Here is a 25,813-nt window from a genome sequence, read left to right as displayed (position 1 = left end):
GCGGTCTGTAATGAAAAAAGGAAAAGCTACGCGGCCGCCGGGCCGGCGGGGGCGTGGGGCAGGTAAACGAAAAAGGCCGCGCCCTCCCCCAGCGTGCTGCGCACTTCAACGCGCCCCCCGGCATTCTCCACCATGCGCTTCACCATGAACAGGCCGATGCCGGTGCCCTCGACGTGGGAGTGGAAGCGCTGGAACATGGTGAAAAGCCGCGGCAAATGGGCAGCATCGAGCCCCAGGCCGTTGTCGTGGACTTCGAGCACCACAAACGGGCCCTGCACGCGGGCGCGCACCTCTACGCGGGGCCGGCGGGCGGGGTGCTGGTACTTGAGGGCGTTGCTGAGCAGGTTGTAGACCACCGAGCGCAGATTCTTCTCAGAAAACAGCACGGCCGGGCAGTCGGCCACGGCCACCGTAAGGTGGGCGCTGGTGTCGCGCAGCTGCGGGGCCAGGTCGAGACGCACGTTTTCGACCACCGCGGCCAGGTCGACGGCGACCAGGTCGGGGGTGTGCTCTTTCTGGAGCTTGGACACTTCGGTGAGGTGCTCGATGGTGCGCATGAAGCGGTCTACGGCGTCGAACAGGTGTTGCAGGGTCGGGGCCACGTACTCGCTTGCGGCCACCGCGGCCGGCAGCTCGGCGCGCAGCAGGTGAAGCAGGCCTTCGATGTTGGTAATGGGGGCCTTAAGGTCGTGGGAGGCCGTGTAGATGAAGTTGTCGAGGTCGACGTTGGTGCGCGTGAGCTGGCGGTTGGTGGCCATCAGCTCCTCGGTGCGCTGCTGCACCCGGGCCTCCAGCTGCTGGTTGAGCTGCTCGACCTGCTGGCGCGCCCGCACCTGCTCGGTTACGTTGTAAGAGAAGTCCAGCAGTCCGTCGATGCGACCGTGCGGGTCGCGCAGCGGGTGCAGGTAGAGGTTGAGAAACACCTGCTCGGGCTGGCCCTTGCCCTGGAAGTCGAACCAGCCCTCCATTTCGTGGGCGTAATAAGGCTCGCCGGTCTGGTACACCTGGTCGAACAGGGCTACCACCCCCAGCGCGCCGGCCTCGGGCGTGCCTTCGCGGAAGGGCCGGCCCATGAAGGAACGGTGCGGAAACAGGCTCTGGTAAGGCGGATTGACGAGCTGGTAGACGTGGTCGGGACCGTGGTAAACGGCCACGTAGGCCGGCAGCTGCATGAGCACCTCGTAGAAGCGCTGGCGCTGGGCTTCGGCCTCGGCGCGGGCCGTTTTTTCGGCCGCCTGGCTTTCGCGCAGCGCCACCTCCACGGGCGAGCGGGGCTGGTCGGCCGTATCGGTGAAGCTCACCAGCAGGCCGGCCCCGGCGCGGCGGGCAGCCAGGCGGTAGTAATTATCGTAGCCGTCGGCCTGGTAGTTGACGTTGTACTCCCGGGGCTCACCCGACTCGAAGGCGTCGATGTGAAACGCGAGCGTGCCGTGGGCCCGGCTGTGGGGCCACTGCTGGTTGTGCGTTACGGTGGGCACCTCGGGCATGGCCATCATGCGCTGGGCGGCGGGGTTGAGGTACTCGAAGGTAAAATCGACGATTTCGCCCGAGCCGGCCGGGTCGTAGACAGGCGAATACAGGATAACGCCCGTGAGCGAAACGGCCAGCAGCTCCCGCAGCAGGACGGCATCGGGAGCAAGCGCGGCGGCGGGAGAAAGCATGGGCAAAGCGGCGGGGTGAAGGACCAAAGCTAGCGAGGCTTTCGGCAAGGTGCGCAACTTTCGGCGGGCAGACGGGCCGCGGCAAACGTGCGCCGGCAAGGCAGAATTACGGCCTGGCCTGCCCCCCTTCAACGTCTGGCCCGCACGGCGGGCGGGGCCGGGGCTGTTGGCCGAAGCGGCTCCGGCTACGCCCCGAAGTGCCGGAACTCAATCACCCACACCCAGGCATTGAGCGTCCAGGCGGCGGGGTAGAAGGTGGTCAGCAAGTGGGCAAACGCCGTCACGGGGTCATCGTACCAACGAAAACCACCGGCCGGGTCGGGCTCTACCCCACCCCACCGGGCGGCTCCGGCCCCAGCGGCGGCGGCCGGATGCCGTAGCCGGATGCCCTCGGCCCGCGCGCCGGCCGCCGTAATAGCCTGCACCCGCTCTACCCTTATGGCCACCACCGCCAGCCGCAAACCCGGTGCGCCTGCTACCCCCAACGGCCCGGCCCCCAGGCCGCCAAACGGGTACGCCTGAACCGGCAGGCGGCGCCCGGTGGCTATTTCCTCGAAGTGCGCCCCGGCAGCATCGAGGCCGCAGAAGCGGTAATGGTCCGGCGCCTCAAGCAGGCCGCGCACGCCCGCAAAGCGGCGGCGGGTAACGGTTTTGCGCCCGGCCAGAACGGCCTCCAGCAAGGGCGGGCTGAAGGAAACGGCAACATCCATGCTCAGAATTTTCGGGCTTGACGGGAACGGGCCGGGCGCATTCCAGCGCCCCGTTGGCGGCCCCAGAGAGCCGGCAGGCTACAGCCCAGCCAGCTGGCTCAGAAGCACGAGGACGCCCAGGGCCAGGTAGATGCCGAAGCGCTGGAGCTGCTTTTTGGGTTGATGATGCGCACACATGCCGGCCTAACACCGGCGCGGGGCGTTCTGGTTCGCGTTGCGCAGCTGCCAGCCGCAGGGCCTCCTTTAGCTCCCTGTTACTCAGAACTTCATGCGCTGAATCCGCACCGCGTTCAGGATGGCCAGCATGGCCACGCCCACATCGGCGAATACCGCTTCCCACATGGTGGCCAGCCCGCCGGCGCCCAGCGCCAGCACCACGCCCTTCACAATGAAGGCCAGCCAGATGTTCTGCCACACCACGGTGTGGGTGGCGCGGGCAATGCGGCGGGCGGTGGCAATTTTGCTGGGGTGGTCGGTTTGGATGACGACGTCGGCGGTTTCGATGGTGGCGTCGGAGCCCAGGCCGCCCATGGCAATGCCCACGTCGGCCAGGGCTACTACGGGGGCGTCGTTCACGCCGTCGCCCACGAAGGCCAGCTTGCGGCCGGCATCCAGGTACTGCTGCACGTAGCGGGCCTTGTCTTCGGGCAGCAGGCCGCCGTGGGCCTCGCTGATGCCCAGCTCGGCGGCCACGCGCTGCACGATGCTGTCCTTGTCGCCCGAGAGCATGACGAGCTTGCTGATACCGTCGGCGCGCAGCTCGCGCACGGCGCGGGCGGCGTCGGGCTTGGGGGCGTCGGCCACGGTGAGGTAGCCGGCGTACTGCCCGTCGAGGGCCACTACCACGATGCTGTCGACCACGTCGTCCACCTCGGCGGGGTAGGCCACGTCGAACTTGCGCAGCAGCTTGGTGTTGCCGGCCAGCAGGTCGCGGCCCTCTACCCGGCCGCGCAGGCCGTGGCCGGCAATTTCCTCCACGCTTTCCACCGGCACGCCCTGCGCGGCGGCCCCGGCGTGCTGCACTACGGCCTTGGCAATGGGGTGGGTTGATTTGGTTTCGAGCGCGCCCACCAGCCGCAGCAGTTCGGCCGCTTCGAGGCCGGGGGCGGCCACCACTTCGCGCACGGCAAAGATGCCTTCGGTGAGCGTGCCGGTTTTGTCCATTACCACGGTGTCAATCTCGCGCAGCACGTCCAGGAAGTTGGAGCCCTTGAACAGGATACCGTTCTTGGAGGCCGCCCCGATGCCGCCGAAGTAGCCCAGCGGAATGCTGATAACCAGCGCGCAGGGGCAGGAAATGACCAGGAACACCAGCGCCCGGTACAGCCAGTCGCGGAACACGTAGTCATCGACCACAAAGAAGGGGACCAGCACCAGCAGCACGGCCAGCGCCACCACGATGGGCGTATAGATGCGGGCGAACTTGGTGATGAACTGCTGGGTTTTGGCCTTGCGGCCCACCGCGTCCTGCACCATGGCCAGAATGCGGCTGAGCTTGGTATCGGCGAAGGCGGCCGTTACGCGCACCCGGGCCAGCGTGTCCAGGTTTATCATGCCGGCCAGCACCATATCGCCCGGCTGCTTGGTCTGGGGAGCCGATTCGCCGGTGAGGGCGGCCGTGTTGAAGGAGGCCGGGGTGCCTTCGAGCAGGCCGTCGAGGGCCACTTTCTCGCCGGGGCGCACTTCCATCAGGTCATCAATTTGCACCGCCTTGGGGTCGACGACCAGGCTCTGGCCCTCGCGCACGATGGTTACCTCGGTGGCCTGGATTTCGAGCAGGGCCCGGATGCTGCGCTTGGCACGGTTCACGGCGGCGTCCTGAAACAGCTCGCCCACGGTGTAAAACAGCATCACGGCCACGCCCTCGGGGTATTCGCCGATGGCAAAGGCCCCGAGCGTGGCGATGCTCATGAGCAGAAACTCGTTGAACACGTTGCCCGTGGGCAGGCTCACGGCCGCCGCCCGCAGCACCTTCCAGCCCACCAGCAAAAACGCCACCCCGTACCAGATGGGCCGCACCAGCCCCGTAAAAAAAGGCACGTCAAAATAATCCAGCGCGATGCCGCCCAGCAGCAGCGCCAGGCTCACGGCCGGCCACAGGTAGGGCCGCTCGCCGGCCGGGCCGTGGTCGTGGCCCTCGTGGCCGCCAGCGAGGCTGTCGTGCGAGTGGCCGGCGTGCTCGGCGGCCGATTCGTTCTGGTGGTCGGCCGGGTCGGTGGGTGGGTGGTCCTGGCCGCGGGGGGCGGTGGCGGCTTCGGGCGTGAGCTGCTGCCGGCTGAGGGCGCCCACGTTGGCCAGGTCGACCTGCTTGGCGGTGTTGAGGGGCTCGTTGGTGCTGTCGGAACGCGGGTCGGCCATATAAATCAGGGGGTTGAAGCAGAAGCGGGCCCGGCCAACAGTGGCCGGGCGCGTTGTTTTCCGAAACGGCGAGCCGTGGCGGAGGTTGCCGGGCCGCCGCCGGGCCCGAACGGGTTGGGCAGGCAGGGTGCGGCAACCAGAAAGGCCGCCCGGCAGCAGGTCGGTTCTGCTGCCGGGCGGCCTTCGGGCCGGGGCTCAATCGGCCACTACGCGGGGCGGGCCTCGAAGCCGGCTTCTTCTACCAGGGCCACCACCTGCTCGGCCGACAGGTCGCCGCTGACGGTCAGCACTTTGTTGGGATTATCGGTATCGACCTGCCAGCTGCTGATGGCCTTTTCGCCGTTGAGTACGGGGGTGATGGCGCGCACGCAGTTGGCGCAGTTGATAGTGGTGTTGAATTGCAGCGTGTTCATAGTGAAGGCAGTGGAAAGTGAAATCCGGCCGCTAAGCGGGCCGGACGTACTACAAGGATACGGCATTCAACGACGGCCGGCAGTACAGAATTCCCTCCGCCAGACCGCAAAACCCGGGGCTGCCCCGGCCCGCCGCCCCGCCCCGCCGGCGCGTTGGCCACCGAATGTTATGGGGCGGAAAGGCAAATCGTGTACATCTTTTGGGGGTGATTCGGGGTTTATAGAGTAGCCGCTCGCCCCCGGGCGCCCGGCCTTTCCCCCGCTTTAGCCTAACTGCCTTGGATACTTCTGCCCCCACCCCGGCCGCCGGCACCCCGCCCCGGCCCGCTGCCGGCCCGGCCCCGCGCACCGAAACGCTCAACATCGAGGGCATGACCTGCGCCTCCTGCTCCAACTTCGTGGAGAAGGCCCTGCGCCGCACGCCCGGCGTGGTGCAGGCCACCGTGAACCTGGCCGCCGAGAAGGCCACCGTCGAGTACGCGCCCGACCAGATCGACCACGCCGGCCTGAAGGCGGCCGTCGAGCAGGCCGGCTACCGCGTGTTCGAGCCCCAGGCCCCGGCCGCCCCCAACGTGCTGGCCGCCGATGAGGAACTGGCTGAGCGCAAAGCCCAGGCCTGCCACGACCTCAAGCGCCGCTTTCAGGTAGCCGTAGGGCTGGCCGTGGTCATCATGCCGCTGAGTATGCTCATGCTCTGGCCCGCGCTGATGGCCCGGATTTCGATGCCACTGCTCAACTACGGGCTGCTGCTGCTCACGCTTCCGGTCCTGCTCTACAGCGGCCGCGAGTTCTACGTGTCGGCCTGGAACGGGCTGCGCCACCGCACCGCGAGCATGGATACGCTGATTGCCGTGGGCACCGGCGCAGCCTTTTTGTACAGCCTGGCCGCCACCGTGGCGCCCGGTTTCTTCCAGCGCCACGGCCTCGCGCCCGATGTCTACTACGACACGACGGCCACCATCATTGCCCTGATTCTGCTGGGCAAGGTGCTCGAAAGCCGCGCCAAGGCCAAAACCTCGGCCGCCATCAAGGCCCTCATCGGGTTGCAGGCCAAAACGGCCCGTGTAGTGCGCAACGGCCAGGAAGTGGACGTGCCGCTGGAGCAGGTGCGCCCCGGCGACGAGGTGCTGGTGCGTCCCGGCGAGAAGGTGGCCACCGACGGCATCATCCTGGAAGGCCGCTCGGCCCTCGACGAATCCATGCTCACCGGCGAGAGTCTGCCGGTCGATAAATCGGTGGGCGACGCCGTGTTCGGGGCTACCATCAACAAAACCGGGGCCTTCCGCTTCCGCGTGAGTCAGGTGGGCACCAACACCGTGCTGGCCCAGATTGTGAAGCTGGTGGAAGATGCCCAGGGCAGCCGCGCCCCCATTCAGCGGCTGGCCGATAAAGTCAGCGCCGTGTTTGTGCCGGTGGTGATTATGCTGGCCCTGGCCACGTTCGTGGTCTGGTTTGATGTGGCCGACCCCGCCCGCCGCCTGCCGCTGGCCCTCACTAGCTTCGTGTCGGTGCTCATTATTGCCTGCCCCTGCGCGCTGGGCCTGGCCACGCCCACGGCCATTATGGTGGGCACGGGCCTGGGCGCCAGCCACGGCGTGCTCATCCGCAACGCCGAGGCCCTCGAAAAAGCCTACCAGGTAGATACCGTGCTGCTCGACAAGACCGGCACCATCACCAAAGGCGAGCCCGAAGTAACCGAGTTCATTACCGCCGCCGGTACCGAAGCCCCTGCCCTGCTGCCGCTGCTGGCGGCCGTGGAGCGCCGCAGCGAGCATCCGCTGGCCGCTGCCCTGGTGCGCTACGCCGGCCAGCAGCAGAGCGAGGCGCCAACCGGGCCCGCCGAAGCCACCGACTTTGTGGCCCACCAAGGCCGCGGGGCCGGCGCAACCGTAGCCGGCCAGACTGTGCTCATTGGTAACCGCCGCCTGCTCGAAGAGAACGGCATCACGCTGAGTTCCGAGCTGGAGCAGGCCGCCACCGGGCTGCTGGCTCAGGCCCGCACCGTGCTGTATGCCGCCACAAACGGGCGGGCAGTGGCCCTGGTGGGCGTGGCCGACACCGTGCGCGACACTTCGGCGGCGGCCATCCACCAGTTGCAGAGCCAGGGCCTGGAAGTGGTGATGATGACCGGCGATAACTACCAGACGGCCGAGAAAGTAGCCCGGCAGGTCGGCATCACCCGCTTCTTCGCCGAAGTGCTGCCCGCCGACAAAGCCAGTAAAGTGCAGGAGCTGCAGGCCGAGGGCCGCACCGTGGCCATGGTAGGCGACGGCATCAACGACGCGCCCGCCCTGGCCCGCGCCGACCTGGGCCTGGCCATGGGCGGCGGCACCGACGTGGCTATGGAGGCGGCCGGCATCACGCTCATGCGCTCCGATTTGCAGGGCGTAGTCACGGCCATTGCCCTCTCGCGCCAAACCGTGCGCACCATTCGCCAGAACCTGTTTTTCGCCTTCGTCTACAACACCCTGGGCATCCCGATTGCGGCCGGCCTGCTCTACCCCTTCACCGGCTGGCTGCTCTCGCCCATGCTGGCCGCCGCCGCCATGGCCCTAAGCTCGGTATCGGTACTCACCAACTCGCTGCGCTTGCGCGGATTTAAGGTGCAGTAATCAGTATGCTACCGGTCATGCTTCGGCGGTGCTCAGCATGACGGCCTATTTCTCCTCTTTCGACTTCAACCAATGGACACGTCCCAAATCATCGTTACCCTGCTCGGCACGGGCCTGATTGGCTTGGTGGGCTGGTTTTTCTTTGCCGCGCCGCACCGGACTGCCACCGCCGTGGCGGGCAGCGGCGGGATGCAGCAGGTAGATATAAAGGTGAAAGGCGGCTACTCGCCCGACACGATTGAGGTGCAGCAGGGCCAGCCCGTGCAGCTCAACTTCTACCGCGACGAAACGGCCAGCTGTTCGGAGGAGCTGCTGCTGCCCGACTTCGGCATCCGCCGCGAGCTGCCGGCTTTCCAGACCACCACCATTGAGCTGCGGCCCGACAAGGCCGGCACCTACCCGTTTACCTGCGGCATGGGCATGCTACGCGGCAGTCTGGTGGTGAAGTAGCCGGGGCCACCTCTTATTCTTCAGATTTTGCGGATGACTCGCCAAGCCCTGCTTAACTGGCTGCCTCTGGGGGCATTGCTGCTGCTTTCGTTCACCCGCCTGCCGCCCGTGGGGTCCGGCGTCGTAGGCGCGGCTTCAGCTTCGCCCATAGGGCCCGCCGGAAGCCATGCCGCGGTGGGCGGCTTGCAGCTGGTCGCGGCCGATGGCCGGCCGCTCGACCTGAACAAATTCCGGGGCAAGGCCGTGTTCGTGAACCTGTGGGCCACTTGGTGCGCGCCCTGCCGCGCCGAGCTGCCCGGCATTGAGGCCCTGGCCGCACGGGTGGATACCAGCAAAATAGCCTTCGTGCTGATTTCACTGGACCAGAACCCGGCCAAGGCCCTCAAATTCGGGCAGCGCCACGGCCTGCGGCTGCCGGTGTACTTCCCGGCCGCGCCCCTGCCCCCACCCTTCAACTCACCCATCATTCCGACTACTATTATTCTGAGTCCGGATGGGCGGGTGGCGGCCCGCTACGAAGGCCAGGTCGACTACGATACGCCCGAGTTCCGGCAGGCGCTGGCGCGGCTGGCGGCGCAGCGGTAAGAACGACAGGCAGTGCCCTGCTGATGAGCAGTTTACTGGCTCTGACCCCGCGGGAGGCCGATTCGGGCTGATTCGCCATTAGGATAATGCCGGCAGGAAACTTACCTTTCCCCATGCTCCGTTCCTTCCTGTGGACTTTCCTGCTAACGGGTTTACTACTGCGGCCAATGGCCGGGCTGGCACAGAGTCCGCAGACCCGGCCGCTGCAGCTGGCCCTGGCCCGCGCCACCACCGACACGGCCCGGGTGCTGTTGCTGGCCGATTTAGCTGCCACCTACCGCTACTCGCACTTCGATTCGGTGAGCTACTACGCCCACCAGGGCCTGCGCCTGGCCCGGCACATCGGCTACATGCGGGGCGAAGGTCGCTGCCTGTCGCGGCTGGCCATTCTGCCCGGCGACCGGGGCAACCTGCCGCAGGCCCTGCGCCTGAACCTGGCCGCGCTGCGCCTCAACGAAGCGGCCCACGACCTGGAGGGCACGGCCCGCACGCTCAACCAAACCGGGTTGCTCTACTTTGCCCTCGACGACTACCGCCCTTCGCTGCGCTACTCGGTCCGGGCCCTGCGCCACTACCAGCAGGCCGGCACCACCGATACCTCGCAGCTTATCAGCGTGATAACCAACCTGGGGGCCAGCTACGAGGGCATGCGCCGCTACGATTCGGCCGCTTTCTACCTCAACCAGGCCTGGCAGCTGACCACCGGCCACCGCCGCCAGACCTGGAGCTGCTGGGGCGACCCCGCCCCCTACGTGCTGCGCGAGCTGGGCCTGCTCCAGCTGGCCCAGAACCAGCCGCGGGCGGCCCTGGCCTACTACCGGCGCAGCGCCCAGGCCGCCGGCCCCGAAAACGACCAGCGCAGTGTCAGCAGGGCCTACCAGTACCTGGCCGAGCTGTATGCCGGTCAGGGCCAGCGCGATTCCAGCATCTGGTATGCCCGCCGGGCCCTGGTGCTGGCCGCCAGCCTGCCCTACGTGGTGGGCGTAGTCCGCAACAGCAGCATGCTCATGCAGGCCTACGAAGCCCGCCAGCAGCCCGACAGCGCCCTGTATTACACCCACGTGCTGCTGGCGGCCCAGGACAGCCTTTTCAATCCGCGACGCATCAAGCAGCTCGATGCCATTGCCTTCAACGAGCACACCCGGCTGCTGGAGCTGGAAGCCGAGCGCGCCGAGCTGCTCGACCGCCTGCGCATTGGCGCGCTGGGGGTTGGGGCCGGGCTGCTGCTGCTGGCGCTGCTGCTGCTGTGGCGGCGCAACCGCCAGCAGCGGCACGCCACCCGCCGCCTCGAGGTACTGCACCGCCAGCTCGGCGAGCAGGCCGGCGAGCTGACCACCCAGCGCGACAATCTGGTGCAGACCCTGAAGGAGCTCAAAATAACCCAGGGCCAGCTGGTGCTGCGCGAGAAGATGGCCTCGTTGGGCGAGCTGATGTCGGGCGTGGCCCACGAGATTCAGCGCCCCGTGAGCCTGCTGCGGCGCTACGCGGCGGCCAGCACGGAGCTCTGCGACGAGCTGCGCCAGCAGCTCAACCAGCTGCCGCTGCCCCCCGAGCAGCAGGTGGCAACCGATAAGCTGCTCGATTCGCTGCACCAGAACCAGAGCCACATTGTGCAGTATGGCCAGCGGGCCGACTCGGTGGTGCGCGGCATGCTGGAGTACTCGCAGGGCGGCGGCGGGGCCCGGCAGCTCACCGACCTCAACGCCCTGGCCGAGGAGTACCTGCGGCTGGTATACCACGATCTGCGCGCCAAGAACCGCTACTTCAGCGCGGCCCTGCTGCTGCACCCCGACCCCACGCTGGAGCGCCTGATGGTGGTGCGCCAGGACCTGGGCCGGGCGCTGGTGGGCGTATTCAGCGCGGCCCTGCAGGCCGTGGCGCAGCGCCAGCGCCAGCCCGACGAAGACTACGTGCCCCAGATTGAGCTGACCACCCGCCGCACGGCGGCCAGCGTCGAAATAAGAGTGCGCGACAACGGCGAGGGGCTGCCACCCGAAACGCTGCTGACGGTGTTCCAGCGCTTCCCGGGCGGCAGCGAAAACGGCCTCAGCCTGGCCCTGAGCCACGACCTGATTACCCGCGGCCACGGCGGCACGCTCAGCGTCAGCAGCCAGCCCGGCCGCGGCACCGAGTACTGCATCGTACTGCCGCTGCCGGCAGTGCCGGCTGATAGCTGAGTGAACGGAAGCTAACAGCTCATAGCTATCAGCTGACAGCTGAGTCAGGGCCAGAACCAGAGCCGTTCAGCAGGAACTCGCGCAGGCGGTTGACGTGGTTTTTGAGCTCGGCAATGCGTTCGAGCTGGGCCTCGCTGGCCCCGGCGGCGCCCGGTTGGTTGGCCAGGTTGCGAAGCAGGTTTTTGCGCTCCTCCATCATGCGCATGGCTACCCAGAGGGTTTCCTCCAGGCTCTGGCGCGAATCGTCGAGCAGCGTGCCCAGGGTGTAGGCGTGGCCCGTGTGGCAGCGGAAGCGCGTGATGTTGCCCTCGTTGAGCTGCCAGAGCGCGCCCCCGCAGCCGGGGCAGCTCAGCGGGGCGGGCGTGCCGAGCCGGGCAATCTGCTCGGTTGTGCCCACAATTCTTTCTGCAATGGCGGCTTCCAGCCTGATATCCTCAGGAATGGGCCCGGCCGGACGGGGCGGGGCACTCACGAGCCGGGTCAGCAGCGCGCCCATTTCGGCCAGCGGGGCCACGTAATCGACTTCCACGTTGCTCAACGCGCTTTCGGGCATGCTGGGGAATTCGGCCTCCAGCGGGTCCTGCACCACGGCCTGGCCACCCGCCCGCTTGATTTGTTCGAGGCCGGCCGTGCCGTCGTGCAGCAGGCCCGTGAGCACCACGCCCACCACGGCCGCCCCGTGGTGGGCCGCCGCCGAGCGGAACAGCGCATCGACGGCGGGCCGGAAGTTGTTTTCGCGCGGGCCCTTGGTTACCAGCAGGTGCCCGTCGCGCACCAGCAGGTGGCGGTCGGGCGGGGCCAGGTAGAGGTGGCCGGCTTCGAGCGCCTGCCCGTCGGCGGCCAGCGAGCAGGCCAGCGGGGTGGCGGCGGCCAGCCGCTCGACCAGGTGTTCGCCCGACGAATGCGGGGCCAAATGCTGCACCACCAGCACGGCGGCCGGCAAATCGGCCGGCAGCTGGCCTACCAGCCGGACCAGGGCGGGCATGCCGCCCGCCGAAGTGCCAATAACCATCAGATAAGCAGGGCTTTCCGGAAGCATATAATCCACAGAAGACAGAAAAAAGAGCCGATACGGGCTGTCCGTACCCTTTTCGCATACGTTGCCCCCCGCCGGCTTTGTTATGGTGGCGCTTGCCCAACCAGTGTTTTCACCCCTCAGCTCAAGACCTGCAACGCCTAACTCCCTACCATCCTGCTTAGCTTTGGGCATGGCCGGGCCCGCCCCTTCTTCCCGGTTCGTGCCCGCCCATGCCCGATGCTGCCCCCGCCTACGCCGAAGACCAGGAAAACCAGGACCCCAAGGCCCCCATTGGCGTGGAGGCGCCGCCCGTGGAAACCCAGGTAAGCCCCCGGCAGCTGCGCCTGGCCCAGCGCCAGGAAAACGCGGCCGACAAATTTCCGGTTGTGGGGCTGGGCGGCTCGGCTGGCTCGCTGCAGGCCTTCGAAGCCATTTTCCGGGCCCTGCCCGCTGCCCCCGGCATGGCCTTCGTGGTGGTAATGCACCTGGCCCCCGACCAGCCCAGCGAGCTGCCGGCCGTACTCCAGCGCTTCACGCCCATGCCCGTGCGCGAAGCCACCGATGGCCTGAAGTTGCGGCCCAATCACGTGTACGTAATTCCGCCCGACCGCGACCTGGGCCTGCTGCACGGCACGCTGCTGCTGTTTCAGCCCATCCAGGCCCGGGGCCACCGCCTGCCCATCGACTTTTTCTTCCAGAGCCTGGCCAAGGATGCGCGCGCGCGGGCCATTTGCATTATCTGCTCGGGCATGGGCGCCGACGGTACGCTGGGCCTGAAAATGGTGATGGAAAATTTCGGTATGGTGATGGTGCAGAGCCCCGCAACGGCCGAGTACGACGCCATGCCCCGCTCGGCCATTGCCACCGAATTCGTCGATTATGTGCTGCCCGCCGGCCAGCTGCCGGCCAAACTGATCGAGTACCTGCACAAGCCCCTGCTGGCCCGCCCCCGCCGCGAGCAGGCCGAATCGGTTTCGCAGCCGGCCCACGCCCTGCAGAAAATATTTGTCCTGATCCGGGCCCAGACCGGCCACGATTTCAGCTTCTACAAGCGCAACACCGTATTCCGGCGCATCGAGCGGCGCATGAACGCCCACCAGATTCAGGAGTTCACCCACTACGTGCGCTACCTGCAGGAAAATCCGGCCGAGGTGGAGGCCCTGTTCCGGGAGCTGCTGATTGGCGTCACCAAGTTTTTCCGCGACGCCGACGCCTTCCAGGCCCTGCAGCGGCAGCTGCCGCCGCTGCTGCGCGGCAAGCCCGCCGACAGCGTGGTGCGGGCCTGGGCGCCCGGCTGCTCGACCGGCGAGGAGGCCTACTCGCTGGCCATGCTGCTGCTCGAAGGCCTCGACAGCATTGCCCCCACCCAGTACCTCAAAATCCAGCTTTTCGCCACCGACATCAACCCGGCGGCCATCGACTTTGCCCGCGCCGGCCTCTACCCGGCCAGCATCACGGCCGACGTGAGCCCGGAGCGGCTGCGGCGCTTTTTTGTGCGCCAGCCCGACGGCAGCTACCAGATAACCAAGGAAGTGCGCGACGTGGTGATTTTTGCCGTGCACAACCTGACCAAGGATGCGCCCTTCACCAAGCTCGACCTGCTCTGCTGCCGCAACCTGCTGATTTACCTGTCGGCCGAGCTGCAGAAAAACCTGCTGCCCGTGTTTCACTACGCCCTCAACCCCAGCGCGCTGCTGTTTCTGGGCCCCAGCGAAAACCTGACCGGCTACCAGGATTTGTTTATTCCGCTGGATATTAAGTGGAAAATTTCGCGGCGCAACGACGCCTCGGCTTCCATTAGCCGGCTCGCCAACTTCCCCTTCGGCCTCGCGCAACACCCGGCCACGGCCGCGGGTGCTACCCTTCCTATGAGCTCTTCGTCGCCCCGCAAAAGCGGGCCCTTCGCCGCCCTGGTCCAGAAAACCCTGCTGCGCACCTACACGCCCCCGGCCGTGGTCATCAATACCAAGGGCGAAATCCTGTACGTGAACGGGCGCACCGGCCGCTACCTCGAACCGGCCCCCGGCCTGGGCGGGCTCAACCTGTTCGAAATGGCCCGCGAGGAGCTCAACTACGAGCTGAGCGCCGCCGTGCACCAGGCCAGCACCACCCGCCAGACGGTGGTCGCCGAGCAGGTGCAGGTGAAAACCGACGCCGGCTACCAGCTGCTGCGCCTCACGGTGCACTACCTCGACCAGCCCGAGCAGCTGGCCGGCCTGCTGCTGGTGGCCTTCGAAGACCAGCCCACGCCCAAAAAAATCCGCACGGCCAAAGTCCGCCCCACCGAGGCCGGCCGCGACGGCGTGGTGGAGGCCCTCGACAAGGAGCTCAAGTACACCAAGCACCGCCTGCAAACCACCATCGAGGAGATGGAAAGCAGCCTGGAGGAGCTCAAAAGCACCAACGAGGAATTGCAGAGCGCCAACGAGGAGCTGCAGAGCACCAACGAGGAGGCCATGACCAACAAGGAGGAAATGCAGAGCCTGAATGAGGAGCTAATGACGCTTAACATGCAGTACCTGAGCAAGACCGAGGAGCTGAGCCAGGCCGCCAACGACATGAAGAACCTGCTCGATGCCACGGAAATTGCCACCGTGTTCCTCGACAACGACATGGTCATCAAGCGCTTCACGCCCACCATGAACCGCATCATGCACCTGCAGCCCGCCGACGTGGGCCGGCCCATCACGCACTTTGCCAGCACCCTGCGCTACGAAACGCTGGCCCAGGACGTGCGCCAGGTAATCGACCGCCTGACCAGCGTGGAGGCGACCATCGAAACGACGGCCAACGAGTGGTTTGCGATGCGCATTCTGCCCTACCGCACCCTCGACAACTACATCAGCGGAGCCGTGCTCACGTTTACCGAGGTATCGGGCCTCAAGCACCTGGAGGCCCGCCTGCGCGAAAGCACCCGCCTGGCCGAAAGCATCATCGAAACCATGCATGAGCCGCTGCTGGTGCTCGACAGCACGCTCACTATCCAGACGGTGAGCCAGACGCTGGCTCAGCAGTTTCAGCTCGATGCGGCCCGGCTGCGGGGCCAGCCCCTGGCAGCCCTCGGCCCCGCCGACTGGAACCATGCCGCGCTCAGTGAGCAGCTGCAGGCCCTGTTCAGCGGCACGGGCGAGGCCTTCGACAACCTACGCCTGCCGGGCCCCACCGGCCGGCCCGTGCGCGCCTTTGCCCGCCGCCTGATCAGTGCCGGCCAGCCCACCGGCCACGTGCTGCTGGGGCTGGAGGTGATTGACTAACGGCTGGACCAGGGCGCTTGCACCAGACTTGTGCGAGCGCCCGCCCGCACAAGTCTGGTGCAACCTGCTGGGCCTGCGTCTTGCTGGCCGGTGCTCTGGCAACCGCGCCGGCCGGATAAGGCGGCGCTAGCGGGCGGCGGGCAGTTGCACGTTCAGGCTGGTGCTGCCGTGCAGGGGCGTGCCCTGGGTGCTCAGGCCCTCGCCAATTGCGTTGAAGCTGCCCCCCGCGTCGGAGGTATAAAAGGATAGCTGCGCCTGCCCGCTGGCATCAGTTTGCACCATCGGGGCCCAGTAGAGCGTAGTGTAGCGCGGGTCGGGCTTGGCTGCCGATGCGGCCGCCTCGTAGCGCGGGGCGTAGAACTCACGAGCCCGGTAGTAGCCGGGCACCTGCACCGACAGCACGCCGGTGCGGGCCGCCATAAAGGCATCTTTCGGGTTCGGGTCGAGCAATATGCCTTTCGTGCGCGAATGCACCGCAATAACGCCGCCCGCACCCTGAGTACCAAAAAGGCCAGCCGCGCTTTGCTTCATGACATCAATGCTTTGCACTTCCCCGATGGGGTAGTTGGCAATCACTTCGGCCGGAACAATAACCCCGTCAATTACATACAGGGCTTCGATTTTGCTGCCGTCGGCCAAGTTCAGCGCGTTGCGGATGTTGGCGTGCCCGCCGGTAATGGTTACCCCGGCTACGCGTCCCTGCAGGTACTGCATCACGGTGCGGCTGTCGCCTTTGGCCTTCAGGTCGCTCACATCCAGCACCACCGCAGCACTATTAACGGCGTAAGGCCGGATAACATCATCGGTTACTTTAACCCGGTTGCCGCGCACATCCACGTTGCCCAGGGCAACGGCTCCTTTAACAACGAGTTTTTCGTCGGCGCGCTGCTGCTGGCTGGCCCGGGCGTAAGCGGCCAGGGCGGCGGCTGCCGGGCTGCCCGGGGCCGCCAGCGGCGTAGCGGGCACCAGCGGCTCGATGGCCGGCGGGGCCAGCAGCCGGATCATCAGTTCCCGCTCGCCCTTCACGGTCTGGGCGCGCAGCATTACCTGGGTGGTATCCAGGCCGTCGAGGCCCCGGAACCGGAAGCGCCCGTCAGCCTCCGTTTGCATGCGGGCCTCGCGGGTGGGGTTGGTCTGCAGGTACGAAACGGTACGCACGGCGGGCTGGCCGGCCGCAGTCAGCACCTGGCCGCTCACGGTCAGGGCCTGCTCGGGCAGAAACCCGGGCGCCGGCAGCGGGCCGGCCAGCAGGGCCTTCCACACGAAGCGCCGCCAGCCCTGCGTCAGCAGCAGGGCGTTGAGGGCCTGCCGGATTTCGGGCGTCTGCGGCTCCTGGACGTAATACTCGGGCGCTTCTACCGGTCCCACCAGGTCGGAGCTCAGCAGCAGGTGCGAAACAATGGTCGGGCCGGTGGTTTCCGTGGGCGAGCCAGCCGTAACGGCCACCGAAAACTGCCCGGCTACCGGCTGGCCGGCGGCGTCGGTGGCTTTCAGGCGCAGGCGCACGGCTTCGCGCGGGCCGTATGTGGGCTTGTCGGAAGTTAGGGCCAGGCGCACGCCGGGCGGGTTGGGCACGAACACCAGCCGCTCGCACTGGGCCGTGCCCTGCTCATCGAACAGGGTCAGGTGGGCGAGGCCGGCCGGAAATTTTGCCTTGGGCAGGCGGACGGCTACGGGCGTAGCGCCGGCGCCCGCCACCTGCACTGCGTAGCTTACCTGGCCGCGCACCTGGCCCAGCAGCAGGGCGGGGCCCGCCGGCGGGGCCTCGCCCGGAGCCGGCCGCCGCCGGATGGTTACCATAAAATCGGCGTCCGTTTCGCTTACGCGCAGCACGTAGCCGGCAGGCTCGCTGGCGGGCAGCGCGTACTCGGCCCGGGTGCCGCCCGGGCCGGTTACCACCGCCCGGTAGCGCTGGCCCGGGGCGGGAGTCAGCCGAAAAGTACCCATACCCGCATGCTGGCTCCGGAAGCGGGCCACCTCCTGCCCGCGTGCATCCAGGATGGTACCCTGCACGGCTACACCCCGGCCCTGCGCGTCTACGGCCCGAAAGCCTACTTCGCTTTCCAGCTCATCCACTAAATTACCGCCTTCGGGAAAGAACTGCAGGTCGGTTTTAGCGGCCGTGGCTGGCGGTGCAGGCAGGCTGCCCCGCGTGTCGAGCACCGCCAGCGGCCGGCTGAAGAAAAACGCCGGGCCGGCATTGCGCATCCAGTTGGTGTAGGCGCGCAGCTGGTAGGTGCCCGCGGGCAGCGTGTCGGGCAGGGCAAGGTCGCCGGGGGCCACTCCGGCTTCCAGGCGCAGCAGGCGCCGCGCTACAACAGCCTGCCGGGCCGATACCAGCTCTACGTAGAGAATCTTGCTTAACGTGTCGGGGCGGTGCGAGTCGGCCTCGACCACGTAGGCCTTAAACCAGACCGTTTGGCCGCTGGCGTAGTACGGCCGGTCGAGGTGCAGGTACACCTTTTCGGGCAGCGTTGTTGCGTAGAAATTGGCCAGGCTTTTTATAATCTGCCGGAAGGGGCTGTCCTGGGATGGCAGCTGAAAAGCGGCAACGGTAAGCAGGCAGGCGCAACCCGCCAGCCAGCCGGTTAAGCGGTTACGTTTCGGTAGCGGCATGCGGATGGCCAGTTGTAAGGTGTAGATGTAACGATAATTGGGCAGGAAACCGGTAAGAAATGACAGGGCCCAGCTTGCCTGGGCAGGTGCCCTGGGCCGGCCACCGGATATTAGCGGGCCGGCTATCCGGCGGGCCAAAGAAGCAGCATTTTTTTGTATAATTGCTTCCCTTCTTCCTTACTCCCCGTCTGCTATGCGCTTATCATTTATTACTACGGGCCTGCTGCTGCTCACGCTGCTGGTTCAGCAGCCCGCCTGGAGCCAGCTCCGGCTCGACGGGCAGGTGCGCGATGCGCTTACCCGGCAGCCGCTGCCATTTGCCACCGTGTTTCTGGCCAATACCACCTATGGTACCACCACCGATTCGACGGGCCATTTCGTGCTGGCCGGAATGCCGGCCGGGCAGTACGAGTTTACGGTTTCATACGTCGGCTACGAGCTTTATACCAAAGCCCTGCCCCTGCAGCAGTCCACTACACTCGCTCCCAGCTTAAAGCCTTCTGCGAGCCTGAGCGAGGTAGTGATCCGACCTACCAAAAACCGGCCGGCCGACTACCGCCGATTCACCAAGCAGTTTTTCGGGTCCAGCGCTTTTGCCCAGCAGTGCCGCATCGAAAACCCCGACGATGTGGTGGTGGTGTTCGACGCAGCCCAGCAGGAGCTGGCCGCCATAGCGCCCCGGCAGCTGGCGGTTATCAACCAGGCCCTGGGCTACCGCATTACCTACCACCGCTTCGATTTCAAAGTCAACTACGCCAGCAGCCGCCTCACATTTGTAGCCGCGCCGGTATTTGAAGAACTGAAAGGCACAAATGACCAACAGCAGCGCTGGGAAGCCAACCGGCGCAAAGCCTATGCCGGCTCATTTCCGCACTTTCTGCGAAGCGTGCGCGAAGACCAGATTGCCCAGGAGGGATTTCTGGTGCAGAGGTTGGTAACCGAGCCCAACTCAGCACCACTTCAGCTTCGGCTTAAGCAGGCATCTGATTCGCTGGCCGCCGTTTTTACGCCCGCATCGGGCGTGGTAGCCTTCGTCTACAAGCAGGCGCTAAGCGCCGCTCAAATTTGCCAAGCCGAATCGTTGGCCGCTACCGGGAAGGTGCGATTTCGGAGTAACTCCGATCTGCGGGTAACCTACCAGGGCGAACAACCCGATGCCCAGTATGTGGCCCTAACGCTGGCCGCCAGCCACGCCGCGTTGCGGGAGGCAGCCAGCAATCAATTGCAGCCCAATCTGAGTGCTGCGGTTGCGCGCAAAGCGCAACCAAATGGCCCCGTGTTGGAGGTATCGGACCTGCGCCAGTTGGGACCGGCCGCCATCATTCAGCCCAATGGCTACCTAACTAATCCGCTGAGCGTGAAACTTGACGGGTATTGGGCCTTCGAGAGGGTTGGTGAAGCACTGCCCCTAGATTATTCTCCCGCCCAGCTTCGCTGAGGGTCATGGCCACGCTAAATATACAGCCGGCCGCAGCGGCGCGTGGCGGGCAGCGGCGTTGCCGCCCATTCCTCCTCGGTACCTGATTGCGACGGTCATCCAGACGTATTTTACCCTGACTGGCTGCTCAGCATGACTTGGATAGGCGTATATTTACTTATACCCCCGCCTTCCTAGCCCGTGCCCCAGTGTCCAACTTACCGCCTTATCCCGCCGACTCCGGGGCTGACTACGATGCATTAGAGCCGGCTTCTTCAGCGGCGGGCGAGGCCCTGCGCGAGCTGCGGGCGCGGGCCGAGCGGCGGCGGCTGGTTACGCAGAGCCCGCCGCCCGAAACGCCGGCCGAGATGCAGCGGCTGGTGCAGGAGCTGCAGGTGCACCAGATTGAGCTGGAAATGCAGTACGAGGAGCTGCTGCTGGCCCAAACCGAAGCCGAAGCCAGCCGCGCCCAGTACCTCGACCTGTACGAATTTGCACCCGTGGGCTACTGCACGCTCGATGCGGCCGGCACGCTGCGCCAGTTGAACCTGCGCACGGCCCAGCTGCTGGGCCTGGTGCGCCAGCAGCTGCAGGGCCGCCGGCTGGCCCTGTTCGTGGAGCCCCGGCAGCGCCCCGAATTCGCCGACTTTCTGGCCCGGGTGCTGGCCACCGACCCCGCCGACGCGGCCCGCCACGCCGTTACGCTAACCCTGGTGCGCCCCGATGGCCAGCCCCTGGAGCTGCGCCTCGAAGCCAGCAGCGCCCACCACGCCCTCACCGACCAGCCCCTGGTGCGCCTGGCGCTGCTCGACGTAACGGAGCAGCAGCGCGCCACCCGGGCCCTGGCCGAAAGCGAGCAGCGCCTGCGCCAGGCCCTCGACGCGGCCGCCATGGGCGTAGTCAGCTGGGACTTTGCCACCGACCAGTGGCAGGCCGATGTCCGCGCCCAGGCCATCTGGGGGCTGCCCTACGCCGCCGCCCCCCGCCCCGCCGACACGCTGGCCGCCCTGCTGCACCCCGCCGATCGCCCCCGGCTCCGGCAGCTGGCGGAGCTGCCCACGGCCCGCACCGCCGACGTTGACCTGGAGCTGCGCCTGCCGCAGGCCGGCGCGCCCGACCGCCACCTGAGCCTGACGGGCCATGTGCTGGCGCCCGGGCCGGCCCACCCGCAGGGCTGCCTGCTGGGGCTGGTGCGCGACCGGACCCAGCACCACCGCACCCAGCAGGAGCTCAGCTACAAAACCCAGATGCTGGAGCGCATTCTGAGCCATTTGCCGGTGTTGCTGGGTCGTTTCGATACCCAGGGCCGCTACCGCGAGCTGGTGGGCGCGGGCCTGCGCCGCCTGCACCTGGCCGACAACGAGCTGGTTGGCCAGTCGGTTTTCGAGTGCTTCCCGACCATCAGTGAGCACAACCGCCGGCTGCTGACCGGCGAGTCGGTTGACTTTGTGGGCACGACGGAACTCGACGGCGAGCAGGTGTACTACCATTGCTACGGCTTTTTCGACACCGAGCGCAACGAGGCCGTGGTGTTTGCCCTCGACATAACCGAGCCCGAGCAGCAGCGGGCCGAAACCACCCGGCTGCAGCTGCGCCAGCAGCAGCTGGTACTTTCGGCCATCCTCACCACCCAGGAAGAGGAGCGCCGCCGCATTGCCGAAGCCTTGCACAACGGTGTGGGCCAGCTGCTCTACGCCACCCGCCTGCACCTCACCCAACTACCCGACTCCGAAGCCTTGCGCGCCGGCCAGCAGCTGTTGCAGGAAGCCATCCGGGCCACCCGCAACATCTCCTTCGAGCTCACGCCCCGCATTCTGGAAGACTTTGGCCTGCCCACTGCCCTGCGCGAGCTGGCCGACCGCGTGCCCGTCAGCCTGCTGCGCCTGAGCTTACAGCTGGAAGGGCTGGCCGATGAGGACGCTCCGCTGCCCCCGCCGGTGCAGATGGCTGCTTACCGCATTGTGCAGGAGCTGCTCAACAACGTGATGAAGCACGCCCAGGCCCGCCAGGTAAGGCTGCTCGTGGCCCAACAGCCCGGCCAGCTGCGCATCCGCATCCTCGACGACGGCGTGGGCTTCGTGCCCGCGCCGGTGCCCGCCAGCGGCGGCATCGGCCTGGCCGGCATCCGCAACCGCGTCGAGCTGCTGGGCGGCACGCTGCTCATCACCTCAGCCCCCGCCCAGGGCACCACCATCGAAATTGAGTTGCCGCTTCAGGGTGAGCTGGTGAGATAGTGAAATAGTGAGTTGATGTTTTGGGCCCCAACCGGCGCAACTAGCGCAAATTTCGAGTTCATGAACAGGATGTAGAGACGCAACATGTTGCGTCTCATCGTTGCTGATGCTGTTCTACTGAGCCGTTCAACGACGAGACGCAACATGTTGCATCTCTACATCCTGTACCGCAACCTGAAAATTGCTGTAGGCCTCCAAAACATCAACTCACCATCTCACCATTTTACTACTCACCTTTCGCCAGCAGCACCACGCCACCCACAATGGCCAGCAGCCCCAGCGCCTGGGGCCAGGCCAGCGTTTCGCGGGCTACAAGCACGCCCAGCAGGGCCGTTAGCAGCACCGAGCCGCCCACGATAATGGGCGTGCCAACCGAGGCGGGTACGCCCCGCTCGAACACCACGAACGTGATGATTTCGGCCAGGCCCACGCCCAGGCCCGCCAGCGCGGCCAGGCCCAGGCCCCGGCTCGTGATGGGCAGCGGGGTGCCCTTCAGGTGCAGGCTCAGCAGCCAGATACCGCCCAGCGCGGCGGCTACCAGCTGCAGCACCACGGCACCAGCCGCCGCCGCAATATGGCCCGCCGCCAGCTTGATAAAGAAGTTGTAGCCGGCCAGGCACAGCGCCGCCAGCATGGCCAGGCACAGCCAGCTGCCCGCCCCCGCCACGCTAGGCGCCGGGCTTATCGAGGCGCTTGAGCAGCTGCCGCTGCAGGCCCTCCCAGTTCTCAAACTCGTCGGAATCCTCCCACAGCTCGCGCAGCTCCGATTCGGGCCCGATGATGGCCCGTACGGCCTGCTGGGCGGGCTTGCGCAGGGGCTCGACGTGGCTCAGGTCGAGGCGCGGGATGATGCCCAGCAAATCGTTGGGGAAGTTGCGGGCGGGCCGGCCCAGGATGGCAGCCACGATTTCGGCCGCGGCCAGCGCCTCGCTGGCCACTTCGGCGTCGAGGTAGTCGTCGGCGGCCTGCTGCACGGCGGCCAGGACCTGCTCGAGCACGCCGGCCGAGGGTTCGGCCTTGAAATCTTCGGCAAAGTCGGCGGCCGTGTCGTTGTCGAAGTTATAGTAGCCCCAGGCTCCCATGGTGCGGTGGTGTTTTGGTGGTTTGGTGATGAACTGCGGCGCAAAAAAGGAAATAATAGCTGACTTCTTCACGGCCGAGTTATTTGTGGTGGCCTTACTGATTTAATTCAGCGGCCTCTGGAGAGGGCTCCAGGGCTTCCAGCGAATCTATTACCCGCAGCTCGGCCCGCAGGGAGTCGATGTTAGGCAGCGGATGGCTAGTTGGGTCGTAAGGCTGGTGGAAGTGGTACAGGTCGGCCCCGGCGTGCACGGCGGCGGGCAGCGCCAGCACCAGCGGCAGCCAGCGGAGCGGCCGCAACGTACCCGGTCCCCAACTCCGCGCCACGCTCACCAGCCAGCACAAACCGCTTATTGCCGTAGCTACTACTGCCGCCGACAGCAGACCGCCGTACCGAATATTGCTAACGTAGTCAGGAGTCGAAGCTACCGCTTGGGGCAGTGCCCCAAGCGGCGGATAAATAGTCCAGCCTTTCAAAGAGCCATAGCGGAGCCAGTAACCAGCATCAGCTCCAAGGTAGGCGACTCCGATAATACTCAATGATACTACGCCGGCTCCTAGCGCCGCGTACCACCAGCTGGCTCCTCGTTGTGACACCATTTTACTTCAGCTTCTCCTTCAGCAGCTCAATCTCGATGGCCGGCGCAATCTTCTCGTAGAGAATATTATAGGCCGCCGCCGTGATGGGCATGGCTACCTGCAGCTTGCGGTTGATTTCGTGGATGCTTTTCACGGCGTAGTAGCCCTCGGCAATCATGTTCATCTCCAGCTGCGCCGATTTGACCGAGTAGCCCCGGCCCACCATGCTGCCGAAGGTGCGGTTGCGCGAGAACTGCGAGTAGGCCGTTACCAGCAAATCGCCCAGGTAGGCCGAGCCCGACAGGTCGCGGGGCTGGGGGTTAAGGGCGTGGGCGAAGCGGCGCATTTCCTGCACCGCGTTGCTCACCAGCACGGCCTGGAAGTTGTCGCCGTAGCCCAGGCCGTGGGCAATACCGCCGGTCAGGGCAATGATGTTCTTCATCACGGCGCAGTACTCGATGCCGTCGAGGTCGGAGGCGGGGTTGGCCTTCACGTAGCGGTTGCGCAGCAGCCGGCAGAAGTCCTCGGCCAGCTCGGCATCGGGCGAGCCGATGGTCAGGTAGCTCTGCTTTTCAAGGGCCACTTCCTCGGCGTGGCAGGGGCCGGCCACCACGCCCAGGCGGGTGTGGGGCAGCCGGAACCGCTCGGCCACGTAGTCGGTCACGAGCACATTTTTGCCCGGAATCATGCCCTTAATGGCCGAAATCACCCGCTTGCCCTTCAGCGCGTCGCGGTCGAGCTTGTCGAGGGCGCCCTGCACGAAGGCGGCGGGCACGGCCAGCACCAGCCAGTCGGCGGCCGCCACGGCTTCCTTCAGGTCGGTGGTGGGCCGCACACGGTCCAGGTCGTGGGCCACCGAGGAGAGGTAGCGCGGGTTGTGGCGGGTGCGCAGCAGGTGCTGCACGTCGTCTTTGCCGCGCATCCACCAGTGGACGCGGCTGCCGTTTTCCGACAGAATTTTGGTGAGAGCAGTGGCCCAGGAGCCGCCGCCGAGCATGGCTATTTTTTCCAAGATTGGGTGAGTGCTAGGTAAGAGGTGCCCCAGGGGATAACAGACCGGTAAGTTGGCAAATAAAAACCTGTCATCCCGAGTGTGCCGCTTGCTGCGCGACAGCCTCAGAATGACAGGCGTTTAGGTGGTCAGCAAGCGGCCTAGTTGGCCGGCGCGTCCTCCTTCAGGGCTTCCTTATTGAGGGTTTTGGCGTCCTTGATGACAACCACTTCGCCGTCTTTCAGGGTTTTCGATACGGCCCGGAACGGTCCGCTCACCACCTGGTCGCCGGCCTGGATGCCGCTGAGGATTTCGATGTTCTGGAAGTCGCTGATGCCGGTTTTCACGGGCGTCATCACGGCCTTGCCGTTGCGAATCAGGAAAACCACTTCCTGGGGTGCGGCCTGCAGCCCGGCAGCGGGGGCATCGGTTTTCGCGGCGGCTTTGGCGCCGTCCTTGGCAGCAGGGCCGGCAGTTTTGGTGCTGTCGGTGCGGGTGGTTACGGCGGCCAGCGGCACGCTCAGCACGTTGCTTTTGCGGTTGGTGATGACGTCGACCGAGGCCGTCATGCCGGGGCGGAAGGGCACCACCCGGCGGCCCGGCTTGGCCTGCAGCAGGTGCTCGTAGGAGGTGGGCAGCAGCCGGATTTTCACTTCGAACTCGGTAACGGCCTCGGCCGTCAGCGCGTCTTTGGCCGTGTTGGCAATGCTGGTTACCACGCCCTTAAAGCGCTGGTCCTGGCTGGCGTAGCTGTCCACTTCCACGTCGGCCGAGTCGCCTAGGGTTACGTTGATGATGTCGTTTTCATTCACGCTCACCCGCACCTCCATTTCGCGCAGGTTGGCAATGCGCATGATTTCGGTACCGGCCATCTGGCTGGTGCCCACTACCCGCTCGCCTTTTTTCACATTCAGCTTGCTGACGGTGCCGTTGACGGGCGAATAGATGGTGGTTTTGTCGAGGTTGCGGCGGGCTTCCTCCAGGCCGGCCTGGGCCGAGCGCACGCTGCTCTGGGCGCCGCGGATGCTCTGGCGGGCCGAGTTGATTTCCTCCTGCGAGGCATCGTAGGCGGCCTTGCTGGCCTCGTAGTCGGCCTGCGAAATCACCTTCTGCTTGTAGAGCGAGGCATTGCGGCGGTAGGTCAGCTCGGTCTGGCGGGCGCTGGCAATGAGTTGTTGCAGGCGGGCGCGGGTCTGGGCCACGTTGGCCTGCTGGGTGCCCACCACGGCGTTCTGCTGGCTCACCATGGCCTGGTAGTTATCGGGCCGGATGCGCAGCAGCAGCTGGCCTTTCTTCACCGAATCGCCCTCTTCTACGTACAGCTCCGTGATTTCCCCCGACACGTCGGGCGAGATTTTCACCTCTGTTTCGGGCTGCACCTTGCCCGAGGCACTCACCTTCTCCACAATGGTGGTGGGCGCGGCCGTAGCCGCCAGCACCTCGGTGCCCGCCGGCTGGCCGATCCAGCCCTGCTTCTTGGCCACGACGTAACCGACGAGCAGCACCGCCAGCACGGCCAGCAGGATATAAAGCGTACGATTCTTTTTCATTCTTTAGGGCTTAGGGAGTTAGGGCTTAGATTTTGGGTTTTGGGTTTAAGTATCAGGACTCAGCGACACTGTTCTTTACTTGTCAGAACGTCAGCCTAAGCCCTAATA

18 protein-coding genes are annotated in these 25,813 nt (G+C 66.1%); 7 read left to right on the top strand and 11 right to left on the bottom strand.

Annotated features, from left to right (window positions below; translation table 11 throughout):
* Positions 1-26: 26 nt before the first annotated feature.
* The 4 genes from BMY67_RS07650 to BMY67_RS07635 all read right to left on the bottom strand — a co-directional run bounded on the left by BMY67_RS07650 (position 27) and on the right by BMY67_RS07635 (position 5,142).
* The gene (locus tag BMY67_RS07650; RefSeq protein WP_092770139.1) at positions 27-1,661 is read right to left on the bottom strand and encodes a sensor histidine kinase; all 1,635 of its coding nucleotides are present in this window, start codon (positions 1,659-1,661) and stop codon (positions 27-29) included.
* 185 nt (positions 1,662-1,846) lie between these two features.
* Positions 1,847-2,371 (bottom strand): ASCH domain-containing protein, encoded by a 525-nt coding sequence (locus tag BMY67_RS07645; protein ID WP_092770137.1) that lies wholly within the window; start codon positions 2,369-2,371, stop codon positions 1,847-1,849.
* A 258-nt stretch (positions 2,372-2,629) separates the two neighbouring features.
* The gene (locus BMY67_RS07640) at positions 2,630-4,729 is read right to left on the bottom strand and encodes a heavy metal translocating P-type ATPase (protein ID WP_092770135.1); all 2,100 of its coding nucleotides are present in this window, start codon (positions 4,727-4,729) and stop codon (positions 2,630-2,632) included.
* A gap of 206 nt (positions 4,730-4,935) precedes the next feature.
* Positions 4,936-5,142, bottom strand: coding sequence for a heavy-metal-associated domain-containing protein (locus BMY67_RS07635; protein WP_092770133.1), 207 nt, complete (start codon positions 5,140-5,142; stop codon positions 4,936-4,938).
* 278 nt (positions 5,143-5,420) lie between these two features.
* Between BMY67_RS07635 and BMY67_RS07630 the strand changes: the two genes are divergently transcribed.
* From BMY67_RS07630 to BMY67_RS07615, 4 genes are all read left to right on the top strand, one after another.
* Positions 5,421-7,754 (top strand): heavy metal translocating P-type ATPase, encoded by a 2,334-nt coding sequence (locus BMY67_RS07630; RefSeq protein ID WP_092770131.1) that lies wholly within the window; start codon positions 5,421-5,423, stop codon positions 7,752-7,754.
* 72 nt (positions 7,755-7,826) lie between these two features.
* Positions 7,827-8,204: a cupredoxin domain-containing protein gene (locus BMY67_RS07625; RefSeq protein WP_092770129.1), complete on the top strand. Its 378-nt coding sequence runs from the start codon at positions 7,827-7,829 to the stop codon at positions 8,202-8,204.
* Positions 8,205-8,237: 33 nt separating this feature from the next.
* Positions 8,238-8,789 carry a TlpA family protein disulfide reductase gene (locus BMY67_RS07620; RefSeq protein WP_092770127.1) on the top strand — a complete coding sequence of 184 codons (552 nt, stop codon included), beginning with the start codon at positions 8,238-8,240 and terminating at the stop codon, positions 8,787-8,789.
* Between the two features lie 113 nt (positions 8,790-8,902).
* A complete protein-coding gene (locus tag BMY67_RS07615) occupies positions 8,903-10,966 on the top strand; it encodes a tetratricopeptide repeat-containing sensor histidine kinase (protein ID WP_177189742.1) in 2,064 nt (687 codons plus the stop codon).
* Between the two features lie 28 nt (positions 10,967-10,994).
* Here BMY67_RS07615 and BMY67_RS07610 read toward each other — a convergent pair whose 3' ends face one another.
* Positions 10,995-12,005: a chemotaxis protein CheB gene (locus BMY67_RS07610; RefSeq protein ID WP_245745009.1), complete on the bottom strand. Its 1,011-nt coding sequence runs from the start codon at positions 12,003-12,005 to the stop codon at positions 10,995-10,997.
* Positions 12,006-12,214: 209 nt separating this feature from the next.
* Here BMY67_RS07610 and BMY67_RS07605 point away from each other — a divergent pair, with 209 nt between their 5' ends.
* A complete protein-coding gene (locus BMY67_RS07605) occupies positions 12,215-15,238 on the top strand; it encodes a chemotaxis protein CheB (protein ID WP_092770121.1) in 3,024 nt (1,007 codons plus the stop codon).
* A 126-nt stretch (positions 15,239-15,364) separates the two neighbouring features.
* On the opposite strand, the gene BMY67_RS07600 is transcribed toward BMY67_RS07605, so the two are convergent.
* Positions 15,365-17,854, bottom strand: a complete 2,490-nt coding sequence (locus BMY67_RS07600) for an MG2 domain-containing protein (RefSeq protein WP_092770119.1) — start codon at positions 17,852-17,854, stop codon at positions 15,365-15,367.
* 193 nt (positions 17,855-18,047) lie between these two features.
* Between BMY67_RS07600 and BMY67_RS07595 the strand changes: the two genes are divergently transcribed.
* Both BMY67_RS07595 and BMY67_RS19730 read left to right on the top strand, forming a co-directional pair.
* On the top strand, positions 18,048-19,292 hold the full coding sequence (locus BMY67_RS07595) for a carboxypeptidase-like regulatory domain-containing protein (RefSeq protein WP_092770117.1): 1,245 nt from the start codon (positions 18,048-18,050) through the stop codon (positions 19,290-19,292).
* Between the two features lie 188 nt (positions 19,293-19,480).
* Complete coding sequence (locus BMY67_RS19730) at positions 19,481-21,505, top strand: ATP-binding protein (protein ID WP_092770115.1); 2,025 nt, start codon at positions 19,481-19,483, stop codon at positions 21,503-21,505.
* A gap of 226 nt (positions 21,506-21,731) precedes the next feature.
* Here BMY67_RS19730 and BMY67_RS07585 read toward each other — a convergent pair whose 3' ends face one another.
* The 5 genes from BMY67_RS07585 to BMY67_RS07565 all read right to left on the bottom strand — a co-directional run bounded on the left by BMY67_RS07585 (position 21,732) and on the right by BMY67_RS07565 (position 25,705).
* The gene (locus tag BMY67_RS07585; protein ID WP_092770113.1) at positions 21,732-22,172 is read right to left on the bottom strand and encodes an EamA family transporter; all 441 of its coding nucleotides are present in this window, start codon (positions 22,170-22,172) and stop codon (positions 21,732-21,734) included.
* A gap of 1 nt (position 22,173) precedes the next feature.
* Positions 22,174-22,659: a DUF4259 domain-containing protein gene (locus BMY67_RS07580; protein WP_092770111.1), complete on the bottom strand. Its 486-nt coding sequence runs from the start codon at positions 22,657-22,659 to the stop codon at positions 22,174-22,176.
* A gap of 22 nt (positions 22,660-22,681) precedes the next feature.
* Complete coding sequence (locus BMY67_RS07575; RefSeq protein WP_143069735.1) at positions 22,682-22,885, bottom strand: hypothetical protein; 204 nt, start codon at positions 22,883-22,885, stop codon at positions 22,682-22,684.
* Between the two features lie 301 nt (positions 22,886-23,186).
* Entirely contained in the window at positions 23,187-24,176 is a 990-nt protein-coding gene (locus BMY67_RS07570) for an NAD(P)H-dependent glycerol-3-phosphate dehydrogenase (protein ID WP_245744946.1), read from the bottom strand.
* Positions 24,177-24,316: 140 nt separating this feature from the next.
* Positions 24,317-25,705, bottom strand: coding sequence for an efflux RND transporter periplasmic adaptor subunit (locus tag BMY67_RS07565; RefSeq protein WP_092770107.1), 1,389 nt, complete (start codon positions 25,703-25,705; stop codon positions 24,317-24,319).
* Between the last annotated feature and the right edge of the window lie 108 nt (positions 25,706-25,813).

It is taken from the genome of Hymenobacter actinosclerus, assembly GCF_900111515.1.
GTDB lineage: Bacteria > Bacteroidota > Bacteroidia > Cytophagales > Hymenobacteraceae > Hymenobacter > Hymenobacter actinosclerus.
This window is presented reverse-complemented; position numbering and strand designations above follow the sequence as displayed.

Coding starts and splice junctions, on each gene's coding strand:
- BMY67_RS07610 (WP_245745009.1), bottom strand. CDS start 12,005: ATGCTTCCGGAAAGCCCTGCTTATCTGATGGTTATTGGCACTTCGGCG.
- BMY67_RS07640 (WP_092770135.1), bottom strand. CDS start 4,729: ATGGCCGACCCGCGTTCCGACAGCACCAACGAGCCCCTCAACACCGCC.
- BMY67_RS07625 (WP_092770129.1), top strand. CDS start 7,827: ATGGACACGTCCCAAATCATCGTTACCCTGCTCGGCACGGGCCTGATT.
- BMY67_RS07615 (WP_177189742.1), top strand. CDS start 8,903: ATGCTCCGTTCCTTCCTGTGGACTTTCCTGCTAACGGGTTTACTACTG.
- BMY67_RS07650 (WP_092770139.1), bottom strand. CDS start 1,661: ATGCTTTCTCCCGCCGCCGCGCTTGCTCCCGATGCCGTCCTGCTGCGG.
- BMY67_RS07620 (WP_092770127.1), top strand. CDS start 8,238: ATGACTCGCCAAGCCCTGCTTAACTGGCTGCCTCTGGGGGCATTGCTG.
- BMY67_RS07635 (WP_092770133.1), bottom strand. CDS start 5,142: ATGAACACGCTGCAATTCAACACCACTATCAACTGCGCCAACTGCGTG.
- BMY67_RS07605 (WP_092770121.1), top strand. CDS start 12,215: ATGCCCGATGCTGCCCCCGCCTACGCCGAAGACCAGGAAAACCAGGAC.
- BMY67_RS07600 (WP_092770119.1), bottom strand. CDS start 17,854: ATGCCGCTACCGAAACGTAACCGCTTAACCGGCTGGCTGGCGGGTTGC.
- BMY67_RS07595 (WP_092770117.1), top strand. CDS start 18,048: ATGCGCTTATCATTTATTACTACGGGCCTGCTGCTGCTCACGCTGCTG.
- BMY67_RS07565 (WP_092770107.1), bottom strand. CDS start 25,705: ATGAAAAAGAATCGTACGCTTTATATCCTGCTGGCCGTGCTGGCGGTG.
- BMY67_RS07645 (WP_092770137.1), bottom strand. CDS start 2,371: ATGGATGTTGCCGTTTCCTTCAGCCCGCCCTTGCTGGAGGCCGTTCTG.